The organism is Streptomyces sp. ADI95-17 (assembly GCF_003846175.1).
Classification (GTDB): Bacteria; Actinomycetota; Actinomycetes; order Streptomycetales; family Streptomycetaceae; genus Streptomyces; species Streptomyces sanglieri.
The window spans coordinates 204,168-214,815 of sequence record NZ_ML123048.1 but is presented as its reverse complement, the minus strand read 5'-3'; the positions used below and the strand labels follow the sequence as shown (position 1 = coordinate 214,815).

Annotated in this window: 10 protein-coding genes and 1 pseudogene; 8 read left to right on the top strand and 3 right to left on the bottom strand. The window is 70.9% G+C overall.

Annotation, left to right across the window (positions count from 1 at the left end; genetic code table 11):
- Positions 1 to 30 precede the first annotated feature (30 nt).
- Positions 31 to 670, top strand: a pseudogene (locus tag EES42_RS46355) (SDR family NAD(P)-dependent oxidoreductase).
- A gap of 155 nt (positions 671 to 825) precedes the next feature.
- On the opposite strand, the gene EES42_RS24055 reads toward EES42_RS46355, so the two are convergent.
- A complete protein-coding gene (locus EES42_RS24055) occupies positions 826 to 1,827 on the bottom strand; it encodes an Acg family FMN-binding oxidoreductase (protein ID WP_124720340.1) in 1,002 nt (333 codons plus the stop codon).
- A gap of 227 nt (positions 1,828 to 2,054) precedes the next feature.
- On the opposite strand from EES42_RS24055, the gene EES42_RS24050 reads away from it, so the two are divergent.
- Entirely contained in the window at positions 2,055 to 2,786 is a 732-nt protein-coding gene (locus EES42_RS24050) for a 2OG-Fe(II) oxygenase (protein WP_124720339.1), read from the top strand.
- Between the two features lie 180 nt (positions 2,787 to 2,966).
- On the top strand, positions 2,967 to 3,215 hold the full coding sequence (locus tag EES42_RS24045; protein ID WP_124720338.1) for a hypothetical protein: 249 nt from the start codon (positions 2,967 to 2,969) through the stop codon (positions 3,213 to 3,215).
- A gap of 322 nt (positions 3,216 to 3,537) precedes the next feature.
- On the opposite strand, the gene EES42_RS24040 is transcribed toward EES42_RS24045, so the two are convergent.
- Complete coding sequence (locus EES42_RS24040) at positions 3,538 to 4,590, bottom strand: polyprenyl synthetase family protein (protein ID WP_124720337.1); 1,053 nt, start codon at positions 4,588 to 4,590, stop codon at positions 3,538 to 3,540.
- Positions 4,587 to 5,648: a tetratricopeptide repeat protein gene (locus tag EES42_RS24035; RefSeq protein WP_124720336.1), complete on the bottom strand. Its 1,062-nt coding sequence runs from the start codon at positions 5,646 to 5,648 to the stop codon at positions 4,587 to 4,589. Before EES42_RS24035 ends, EES42_RS24040 begins: the two co-directional genes overlap by 4 nt.
- A 495-nt stretch (positions 5,649 to 6,143) precedes the next feature.
- Here EES42_RS24035 and EES42_RS24030 point away from each other — a divergent pair, with 495 nt between their 5' ends.
- The 5 genes from EES42_RS24030 (at position 6,144) to EES42_RS24010 (ending at position 10,531) form a co-directional block, all read left to right on the top strand.
- Positions 6,144 to 7,586 carry a M60 family metallopeptidase gene (locus tag EES42_RS24030; RefSeq protein WP_124720335.1) on the top strand — a complete coding sequence of 481 codons (1,443 nt, stop codon included), beginning with the start codon at positions 6,144 to 6,146 and terminating at the stop codon, positions 7,584 to 7,586.
- Between the two features lie 163 nt (positions 7,587 to 7,749).
- Positions 7,750 to 8,574: a hypothetical protein gene (locus tag EES42_RS24025; protein WP_124720334.1), complete on the top strand. Its 825-nt coding sequence runs from the start codon at positions 7,750 to 7,752 to the stop codon at positions 8,572 to 8,574.
- A 109-nt stretch (positions 8,575 to 8,683) separates the two neighbouring features.
- The gene (locus EES42_RS24020; protein WP_124720333.1) at positions 8,684 to 9,142 is read left to right on the top strand and encodes a hypothetical protein; all 459 of its coding nucleotides are present in this window, start codon (positions 8,684 to 8,686) and stop codon (positions 9,140 to 9,142) included.
- Between the two features lie 69 nt (positions 9,143 to 9,211).
- A complete protein-coding gene (locus EES42_RS24015) occupies positions 9,212 to 9,403 on the top strand; it encodes a DUF6381 family protein (RefSeq protein ID WP_124720332.1) in 192 nt (63 codons plus the stop codon).
- A gap of 90 nt (positions 9,404 to 9,493) precedes the next feature.
- Entirely contained in the window at positions 9,494 to 10,531 is a 1,038-nt protein-coding gene (locus EES42_RS24010) for an MsnO8 family LLM class oxidoreductase (protein WP_124720331.1), read from the top strand.
- Positions 10,532 to 10,648: the final 117 nt, after the last annotated feature.

Here is a 10,648-nt window from a genome sequence, read left to right as displayed (position 1 = left end):
CTAATACGAATTAGTAGCGGCGTGGGGGCGATGCCCGGGTGCGTGGGTTCTGTCGGCCGGGGCCGGTTGTCACAGGCCGCTACCAGCCTCGGGGGCATGGATCTCGGACTTGCGGGACGACGTGCGATGGTGGCGGCGAGTACGGGGGGAATCGGTGCGGCGATGACCAGGCGGCTGGCCGGGGAGGGGTGCGCCGTGCTGGTGCACGGCCGGAACCCTGCACGTGCCGACGAGGCCGCCGCGGAGCTGAGGGCCATCGGCGCGGTGGCGGACATCGTGCTGGGCGATCTCGCCGATGGCGAGGCGGCCGAGGAGGTGGCGCGGCGGGCCGCCGAGTGGGGTGTGGACGTGCTGGTGAACAACGCCGGCCCGTTCGCCGAGCACGACCGGGAGTCCACGGAGCCGGCTGCCTGGTTGGAGGCGATGAACGGCAATGTGCTGTCCGCGGTGCGGATGATCCGGGCCCTGACACCGGATGCGGGAGCGCGGTTGGGGGCGGGGCATCAACGTGGGCAGCCGGGCGGCGACGACTCCGCTGCCCAACATGGTCGAGTACTCGGCGGCGAAGGCGGCGGTGGTCAACATGACCACCGGCCTGGCCGGTCACCTCGCCGGCTACGTCAACGGGTTCAACCTGCGCGTGGACGGAGGCATCGCCCCGGTGCCGTAGCCGAAGGCGGGAGGGCGGGCCGAGCCGGGCCACGGCGCCCCGACGGCGGCCGCAGCCGGCGCCGGACCTCCGGAGACCGGCGGGGATCGCAACTTCGAGTGACCGCAGCCGGGTTCAGAGATGTCGCCACGCCGATCGGGACGGTGTGTCCGGGCTCAGGGTTCGATCGTCAGCACCTCGGACACGGGGCGACGAGGCGCGCACGGCCCCTCGGGCCCGTAACCGAGACGCACGATCATCTGCGGGTGACCCGTGCCGAGAGCCGGGTCGCGCAGCAGGCGCCGGAGTTCCGGCCATTCCAGGGGCTGCGTCGCGAACGAGGCGACGAGCCCGTGCCGTACGGCGGTGAGCAGGACGCGCTCCAGGGCCTGACCGGCACACAGCCAGTTCACCGGGCGGTCGCGCACGGTACGGAGCAGGGCGAGCTGAGGCCGGTCCTCGAACAGGGCGTGCGCCCGGCCCGGAACGACATCCGTACCGGCGAAATCCCGGTTGATCGACCTGCCCGATGCGTCGGTGGGGCCGAAGGCGTAGTCCGGGACACCGTCGACCGCCGCCTCCACCTGGGTGTCCCGGGTCCAGTAGCGTTGCTCCGCGTCCCGCGCCGGGTCGCTCAGATCGAACCCCTCGGCGTCCCGGATCAGTGCGAGCACCCGCTCCAGGTGCTCCGGCGGCAGAAACGAGAAGTCGGCCTCCTCGGCGAGGGCCGCGTCGGCGAGGCGCGCACGGACGTCGTCGGGGATCACCCGGTCGTCGAACGGAAAGCGGCTGGTGTGACGGTCCCGGATCGCGGGATGCAGAACGGCGAGGGCCGCATCCGGCGGCTGCGCGGGTACGCCGCGGCGCTCCGCCAGCCGGACGGTCGCCAGGACGGCCGGATCGATGGGAACCGGAAGCAGCGTGGTCAGCGCGTCCAGGCCCCGGTACGACGCCGACACCCGCAGATTCAGCAGCGCCGCACCGCATCCCACGTGCAGGCCACGCGTGGAGGGGTCCGCCTCCGGCATCTCACGGTCGAACTCCGCCCGGAGCGTGAGCGTGCGGCCCGCCCGCCCGTACCGGAACCGCCAGGGCTGGGCGTTGTGCATGGACGGGGCGGCGGTGGCATCGGCGACGAGCTCCTTCAGCATCGTGTCGTCGAGCGGCTGTGCAGGCATCCGGCACCTCCCGCGGCGCAGCGCACGGTGTCCTTCCACCGTCCCACGTCCGGCGGGCCCGGCGCGAGGGGCCGGATCGCGCGACGCGATGTCCGAATAGCGCCGGATCCGATGCCCCGGGCGAGCCGGCATCGACCACAGGGGCCACCGGTAACCCGTTCGGCACGGCACCGCGCTCGCGCACCCATGAACCAGGGATCAAGAACCATGAACCAGGAACCAGACCCTTGATCGATACGACACATCCGGCCGGATCCGTGCGCGACCAGGTCGCCGCCACCGACTGGTCCGCACTCACCGACGAGATCGCCGCCCACGGCAGCGCACCGACCGGGCGGCTTCTCACCCCCGCCCGGTGCGGGGAGACCGCCGCCCTGTACGACGAGACCGAACGCTTCCGCACCACCGTCGACATGGCCCGCCACCGGTTCGGCTCCGGCCAGTACCGCTACTTCACCCACGATCTGCCCGCGGTGGTGAGGGAGTTGCGGAAGGCGCTCTACCCGCGCCTGCTGCCCGTCGCCCGTGCCTGGTCCGCGAAGCTGGGCACATCCGCGCCGTGGCCCGACGAGCCGGCCGAATGGATCGGTATGTGTCACGCGGCGGGGCAGTCCAAGTCCGCCCAGATCCTGCTGCGTTACGGTGCCGGAGACTGGAATGCCCTGCATCGCGACGTATTCGGCGACATGCTCTTCCCGCTCCAGGTCGTCATCGGACTCGACGTGCCCGGCGCCGACTACACCGGTGGCGAGTTCCTCATGACCGAACAGCGGCCCCGCGCGCAGTCCCGCGGATCGGCCGCCACCGTTCTCCAGGGCCACGGACTGGTCTTCACCACCCGCGACCGGCCGGTCGCCTCCAAGCGTGGCTGGTCGACGGCGCTCATGCGCCACGGAGTCAGTACCGTCCGCTCCGGCCGGCGCCGCACCCTCGGCCTCGTCTTCCACGACGCGCAGTGAGTGGCCTCCCGCGAAACGGTCTCGCACCGACCGGGGCCGTTCTCGCGGGCGGCGCCATTCGCACCTGGCCTCGTTTGCCGGGCCTCCATCGTCACCGACAGTGCGAAAACCAACTGCCTGTCGACGTCGTCCTCGTGCACGGTCAGGCGGTACCAGTCGTCGAATACCCTGGGCTTGTCGATGCTGAACACCGGCTCGCCGTCCCGGGCGAAGTCGAAGTGGTATTTCACCAAGGCCCCGGCGATCTCTCCGACCGTGTCGAAGAGCGTCAGCAGCCGCCGGGCCCGCGCAGTCACGACGCTGCGCTCGGTACCGGTGAGTCTGCCGAGGCCGGGCTGCTCGAACTCCCAGGTCGTGCGGTCGACCGACTTCTTCGGCAGTACGCCGAACGAGCCGAGCAGCCGGCCCTCGTGGCCGTACGCCTCGTAGCCGGTCAGGGCGGCGAGCCGGCCTTTCGAGCTCTCCCGGACGGTCACCAGCTTCTTGCTGCGCCGCTACTTGCGCTTGAGACCGAGCGAGGTCTTACTTACGTGGTAAGTCGAGGTCGCCACGTTGCACAGGATATTCGTCCTGCTGCGACACCGATTGCGACAACGGTCTTTCGTCGGCGCACGGTCGTACTCCTCGCCTGGCCCACCGGACCGAAGTGCTCCGTCCCAGGCCCGTCGGCCGTCGCTCAGGCAATCGTCGCCGCGCTCAGCGGCTGACCCGCGCGGGGGAGAGCGAAGGGCGAGCGACGGCCGGGTCCGGGTCAGCCGGTGCGGTCGATGAGGTACGGGAAGAGCGCCAGGATCTCGCCCAGCGCGGCCGGCGCGAGCGGTACGGTCTCCAGGCTGCGGCGGGCGATGTCCACCTGCCGGTGGGCCTCGGCCAGGGTGGCGGTGCGTCCGCCGGCCTCCTCGACGAGTTCGGCCGCCCGCCGGGCCGCTGAGCCGTCGAGCGGGTTTCCGGTGCCGAGCAGCAGGGCGAGCCGGCGGGCGGCGGGACCGTCCGTGGCCAGCGCCGAGAGGACGGGGTACGTCTTCTTCAGCCGGCGGAGATCGCTGTGCACGGGCTTGCCCGTGACCTCGGGGTCCCCCCACGTCCCCAGGAGATCGTCCACCGCCTGGAACGCCACCCCGAGGTGCCGGCCCGCCCGGGCGAGCGCCTCGACGGTCGTGGCCGGGGCACCCGCGAGCACGGCGCCCAGACCGGCCGCGCAGCCCAGCAGCGCACCCGTCTTGTTCTCGGCCATCCACCGGTACTCGTGCGGCTGGACCGCTTCGGGCCCGCTCCACGGCCTGGACTCGAAGAGCAGGTCGTCGGCCTGACCGCGCACCAGGTCGGTCAGCGTCCCGGCGAGCTGCCGGACCGCCGCCGCACTGTGCCTTCCGGGCGCTTCGGCCAGGGTCTGCACGGCCAGTGCGAAGAGCGCGTCGCCCGCGAGGATCGCCGGGCCGGTTCCGTACGCCTTCCACACGGTGGCGCGCTGCCGGCGGGTCTCGTCGCCGTCCATGATGTCGTCGTGGAGGAGCGAGAAGACATGGATCAGTTCCACGGCGACCGCACCGACGACCGCATCCCGCGCCGGTGCGCCGGCGGCCTCGGCGCTGAGCAGTGTGAGCGCCTGGCGGATCCCCTTGCCCTGTGAGCCCGGGGCGGGGCTGCCGTCCGTCGTGGCCCACCCGAGGGAGAAGGCGGCCATCTCCGCATGCCACGGATGCAACTGCCGCACGGCCTGCGCGAGCGCCGGGCGCACCTGGTCGCGGCAGCGGGCGAGCACCTCCGGCGGCGCGGCCTGCCGGGTTGCGGGCGGTGGCGTCATCGTCGTCCGCTCTCCTCGTCCGTGCCGCCGTCGACCGGCGCCACACCCAGCTCGGCGTACGCCTTGTCCACCATGTCCCGGGCGTTGAGCAGACCGATCCGGCTGAGGGTGCGGCGCAGTTCGTGCAGGTCCGCCGCGGTGTCGTCGCGGTCGCGGCCGAGCCGGGCCAGCGACTTGACGAGCCCGAGCCGGGCCAGCGCCTCGCCCCGGGGCTCGGTCATGGCACGGAACTCCGCGAGCGCTTCCTCGTACATCCCGCGGGCCTCCTCGTACCGCCCGGCACGGAAGAGGACATTGGCGCGCATCTTGTGGTTGTAGGCGAGGGCGCTGGACAACTTCATTTCCCGGCAGGTGAGTTCGGCCTCCGCGAGCAGCGCCAGGGCGCGTTCCGGATCGTTCCGCAGGGAGATGATGTCGGCCATGCCACGCAGGGCCCACGCCCGGCCGCGCCGGTCGTCCGCGTCGCCGGCCAGCTCGGCCGCCTCCTCGAACATGGCCAGGGCGGTGTCGAGCGAGCCCGTGTTGCGGTGGATCTGCGCGATCCCTTCCAGCGCCCACACGGTGTGACGCGCCTCGCCGCGCGCACGTGCCTCGGCGAGCAGCTGCTCGTGCAGGGCCGCGACGGTGCGGTAGTCGCCCTGGATCCGGCCGGTCTCCGCGAGGCCGGCGAGGGAGTAGCCGCGGGCGACTATGTCCCCGCCGCGCTTGCCCATGTCGGCGGCGAGCCCCAACAGCCGGAAGGCGAGCCTGAGTTCGCCACGCTGCCGGGCCAGAGTCCCGCCGCTCCAGAGTGCCCAGGCCATCGCCCCGAGGTCGCCGGCCGAGCGGGCGGACCGGTAGCTGGCCTTCCAGGCCCGATCGGCTTCCGTCACGTTGCCGAGCCGGCGGTGCGCCTCGGCGACGGCGAGCCCGCACCGGGCCACCTCCTGTTGTGAACCGGAGAGTTCGGCCTCCCTCAAGTGGCGTACTCCTTCCGCCAGTACATCCGCGAGAGAGGAGTTCACCGACATCTTGGTGAGGGCGCCTTGGTACTCGGGCGCCAGTGCCTTGCTGTGCATGGGGGCCTTTCGTGCGTGACCGGGCCGGAACCGGACATAGCTATGCACTCGATGTATACATGGAGTGCATAGTTGCCTGGTCGGCGAACCCGGGTGCTCGTGGGGGTCGGTCGGGGCTGTCGGACGTGACTGAGTGGCTGTTGCTCGTGGCTGTCGCTTGTGGCGACCGTATTGCTGTGGATCAAGCTTGTTACGGATCAAGACGACGGTCGTGCGTCCGAGGTTGCTCCGCGAGCAACGGAAGTCGACATCGCCGCTACGGCGGGACTGCCGTCCCGTGTCCGGAACGTGGCCGTCGGGCCGGAACTGCCCGACGTCGCCGACTCCGCCCGTAATGCCGACGAGTGTTAGCGGTTACTGTCACCGTCGTGTGCCCTGGCCATAGTAAAAGACAGAAACATTTGAGATCCCCTTGCGCCCCATGGCAATCGCTTACATGCTGACGCGCAGCCCCCACGACCCTCCGATTCCATTGATCCTCAAGGGAGTTCCCGGATGCGTCCTGCCCGATCACCGTTCACCACCCCGGCCCCCGGTACGCCGGACGGCTCCGTCCCACGTGCCATGAGCCGCCGCACCGTCCTCGGCTCCCTCGCCGGCGCCGGTGCGGCAACCCTGCTGGGCGCGGGCCCGGCCGCCGCCCGGCAGACCGGGCAGCGGGGCGGACAGCGGGCCGGGCACGGCTCGGGGGACACGCTCCTGGTCAAGGCGTTTCCGGACGCCGAGAAGGAGCGCATGCGACTGGCCCGCGCCCTCCGGTCCAGCGACTTCATGCCCACCGGCCGGTACGCCCCGGCGGGCAAGTCCATTTCGGTGACGGTCCGTCCGGCGGGCGGCCGCGTACCGGTGCTGCACATCGGCACCTTCGACTACTACAACGAGGACGCCGCGCTCCAGGAGCCGCGCGCCATCCCGCTGCGCCCGGGCCGCAACACGGTCGGGGACGTCCACGGCGGTCCGATCTACCTGAGCTTCGCGGGGGAGGGTGAGCGTGCCGCCGTCACCTTCGGCCCCGGTACCCCGCGCATGGCGGTCTTCGAACTCGGCCGCACCGATGAAGCCGCCTTCCAGCAGCAGCTCGACGAGAAGACCGACATCCCCTGGGTCGAGCTGATCACCGGTCAGGCGATCCTCACCCTCACTCGCGAGGGCGCACTGCTCTACCGGGACGAGGACCACGCGAAGTTGATGGGGCTGTTCGACACCGTCATCGACAGTCATGCGCGCATCAGCGGCCTGGACGGCAGGGGGCGGCTCAACCGCCCCAAGGCGGGCCGCTACCACTTCAACGAGGTCAGTGTCGTGCCCAGCGGGGTGGGGGCCTACGCCTGGCACGGGTACAACGGCTTCCCGCGCGCCTACATGGACCGGCTGTGCACGGTGGCGGGCCTCAGTACGCGGGGCTGGGGGCTGTACCACGAGCTCGGTCACCTCCACCAGCAAGGTGCCTACCAGGCCGACCAGTTGACCGAGGTCACCGTCAACATCTACTCACTGGCCGCGCAACGCACCCTCGGTCAGACCTCCAACCTGCTGACGGTCGACCCGAAGACCGGGCTGAATCACTTCCAGACCGCGCTGCCGAAGCTCGGCACCAGCGGAACCAGCTACGAGCAGACCTTCGGCGCGTACGAAAAGCTCGTCCCGCTCCGGCAGTTGGAGCTGGCCTTCGGTGAGGACTTCTGGCCGAGGCTGCACCGGCTCGTACGCAGTGAGCACCAGCACGACGCCCCGGTCGACGACTACACGCACGACCCCGTCATCAACGCCCGTCAGTACCTGGCCCTGGCGAGCTACGCCGGCCGGACCGCCGGATACGACCTCACCGACTTCTTCGTCCACAAATGGGCCCTCCCGATCGACTCCGCGGGCGTCGCCGCGCTCGCGGCACTGGGACTGCCGAAGCCGCCCGTCGATCCCAGCACGCTCACCGACTGATCGGGGCCGGCCCTGCGGCCCGGGCGGGCCGCAGGGCGCCGGGCCGGAACGCCGCAACGCCGGACACAGCGGGGGACCGCAACGCCGTACACAACAAAAGACCGCAACGCCCACACAACGAGAGAGCGCGTCGTCAGTCCAGCAGACCAGCCAAGGAGATGACATGAGCACGCCATTGATTTCTCGCTCCGCCACGCCCGCCCGCAGGCATCCGCGTCGCCTGCTGAGGTCGGGTACGGTCCTCGCCGCCACCACGCTGCTCGCGGTCGGCGCGGCGGGACAGTCCTGGGCCTCGACACCGATCCTCCGCTGGACCACGAACGCACCCACACCCGTGTCCACGCTGACACTGCCGATGTCCGTGGACTCCGCGCCGGACGCGTCCGGCGTCTACTTCGCGTACTACACCACCCTGGAGAGCGGCACACGCCCCTACGCCGGCTTCCAGCCGAAGCCCGTGGACGCGAACGGCAACCGCGTGCTCCAGGCGGTCTTCAGCTCCTTCAACGCCGACGCCACGACGACGGACGGCCACTGCACCTACGGAGCCGACGGCGGTGCCGGAGTGAGCTGTGCCGTCCGATTCCGCTACACACCGGGGACGATGTACTCCCTGGTGCTCAAGCGGGCCGGTGTGACCGGGGCGACGCAGCTGATGACGGGGGACGTCGTAGAGACGGCGACAGGGGCGGCGGTGGCGCACATCGGGAGTTTCGGGCTGCCATCCGCCTCGGGCCGGTTCAAGAACGCCGATCAGGGATTCATCGAGCCCTACCTCTCCGCGGGCTGCGGCCAGCGGATAACAGTGACGTACGGCAAACCGGTCGGCACCGAGGCGGGCGTCGCCCATACGGGCAGCCTGCCCACGGTCACCGACCCGTCGACCGGAAGCTGCCTGAGCACCGCCTCGCAGACCACGGGCCGGGGGCAGCAGGTCACGGTCACGGGCGACGCGGCTCCGGCGGTGCCCGAGCCCGCAAGGGGCTGAATCCTTGAATCCAGAACCGTGTCCGGGCCAGGTCCCCTCTTCCTGTGAAGCGCTACCCGCGCCCACTGGCTAAGCTCGACGAGGGGCCCAGAACGGGACGGAGGCTCCCATGACGACTCTCGAACCACGCGATGTCCCCCCTCGCCTCGCCATCGGCGCGTTCATCCTGAACTCCGGATTGGGCAAGCTGAAAGCCGACGCGGAGACGGCCCAGGGTGTGCATGGCATGGCCTGTGTCGCCTATCCGTTCCTGAAGAAGATCGACCCGGAGCGGTTCACCCGGATGCTCGCCTGGTCGGAGATCACGGTCGGCGGAACACTGCTCGCCCCTTTCGTACCGACCCGGCTGGCCGGGCTGGCGCTGACAGGGTTCTCCGGGGGGCTGGTCGGTCTGTACCTCCGGGTTCCCGGGATGCGGGAGCCCGGGAGCCTTCGCCCCACCCAGAACGGCATCCCGCTCGCCAAGGACTTCTGGATGCTGGGCATCGGTCTCGGTTTCCTCGGCGCCCATGTCCGCCGGTCGCGCACGGCCGCGTCCAGATGCCCATGGCACCGGTCCCGGGGCTGACCAGACGGCCCGGGACGGTACGGACGACGCCCGGCTCCGTGGCGGGGCCCGCACATCCAAGGAGTGATCATGAGTGAGTCGGAAGAGCTGCGCAATCGCGTGCAGCAGATGCGAGCCAAGGCGAAGGACCTGAACAACGAGGCCGAGCGTGCCACCGACCCCGAGGAGCGTCGGCGTCTGAAGGAGAAGGCCCGCAGGATCGAATCGGAGAGCGAGCAGGTCAGCGGCATGGCGAGTGGAGACATCTACCCCATGAAGTGAGGCCGGTGGAGCACGGCACCACCCCCGGGCTCCCGCACCCGTGCGGGAGCCCGGGGGAATGCCGCCGCGCCCCGGACGTTGAACAACGGTGTGAGCTCAGTGATCGCATCCACCCGGTTCTCCGTCCTCGACCGCTCCCGCATCCGTACGGGGCACGACGGCCCGCAGGCGCTGCGCGACTCGGTGCGCCTCGCGCAGGAGGCCGAGGCGCTCGGGTACCACCGGTTCTGGGTGTCCGAGCACCACAGCGTGCCGGGCGTCGCCGGTTCCGCGCCGACCGTGCTGGCAGCGGCCGTCGCGGCCGCCACCGCCACCATCAGGGTCGGCACCGGCGGCGTCATGCTGCCCAATCACCAAACGCTGCTGGTGGCCGAGCAGTTCGGTGTGCTGGAGTCCTTGTTCCCCGGCCGGATCGACATGGGTCTCGGCCGCTCGGTGGGCTTCACCGACGGCATCCGCAAGGCGCTGGGACGGGACAGGACGGCTGCCGAGGACTTCGCCGGACAGCTCACCGAACTGCTCGGCTGGCTGGACGGCACGCAGCGCTCCCACCCGCAGGTCCATGCCCTCCCTGCCGAGGGGCTGCGCATCCCTCCGTTCCTGCTGGCCACCGGTGAGGGCGCGGGCATCGCGGCCGCTGCCGGGCTGCCGGTGGTGGTCGGCGACCTCCGGGGCCGGGAGAAACTGCTGCGCGCCGTCGAGCGCTACCGCAGCGAATTCCGGCCCTCCGCCTGGGCCGCCGAGCCGTATGTCGTCGTGGCGGGGACGATCGCGGTGGCCGGGAGCAGGGAGGAGGCCCGTCGGATCCTGATCCCGGAAGCATGGTCCATGGCCCATTCCAGGACCCATGGTGTCTTCCCGCCGCTCGCCCCCGCCGACCGGATCGAGGCGCGGAGCATGACGGAGAAGGAGCGAGGTCTCTACGAGAAGGGGATGCGCGGCCACCTGTACGGCACGGAGGACGAGGTGGTCACGGAGCTCGAATCGGTCATCGAGGAGACCCGAGCCGACGAGATGCTCGTCACGACCAGTACGTACGACCGAGTCGCCCTGCTCGATTCGTTGCGTCGCCTGGCCCGCATCGCACAGTTGACCCCGCACCGGGCCGGGCCTGCCGTAATCCGGTGACGGACCGCGACCGGGGCTCCGTCACGCGGGAGGCTCCACCCGGACTCCGGCCACCCGTGCCCGTCGAAGCCCCGGCCCGGACGTCCCGGGCACGGCCAACTCGTCGTGGACCCGCTG

Excerpts from the sequence above, each read along its gene's own strand:
- EES42_RS24055 (WP_124720340.1), bottom strand. The coding sequence starts at position 1,827 with ATGCCTGCACAGCCGCTCGACGACACGATGCTGAAGGAGCTCGTCGCC.
- EES42_RS24045 (WP_124720338.1), top strand. The coding sequence starts at position 2,967 with ATGCTGAACACCGGCTCGCCGTCCCGGGCGAAGTCGAAGTGGTATTTC.
- EES42_RS24040 (WP_124720337.1), bottom strand. The coding sequence starts at position 4,590 with ATGACGCCACCGCCCGCAACCCGGCAGGCCGCGCCGCCGGAGGTGCTC.
- EES42_RS24035 (WP_124720336.1), bottom strand. The coding sequence starts at position 5,648 with ATGCACAGCAAGGCACTGGCGCCCGAGTACCAAGGCGCCCTCACCAAG.
- EES42_RS24030 (WP_124720335.1), top strand. The coding sequence starts at position 6,144 with ATGCGTCCTGCCCGATCACCGTTCACCACCCCGGCCCCCGGTACGCCG.
- EES42_RS24025 (WP_124720334.1), top strand. The coding sequence starts at position 7,750 with ATGAGCACGCCATTGATTTCTCGCTCCGCCACGCCCGCCCGCAGGCAT.
- EES42_RS24020 (WP_124720333.1), top strand. The coding sequence starts at position 8,684 with ATGACGACTCTCGAACCACGCGATGTCCCCCCTCGCCTCGCCATCGGC.
- EES42_RS24015 (WP_124720332.1), top strand. The coding sequence starts at position 9,212 with ATGAGTGAGTCGGAAGAGCTGCGCAATCGCGTGCAGCAGATGCGAGCC.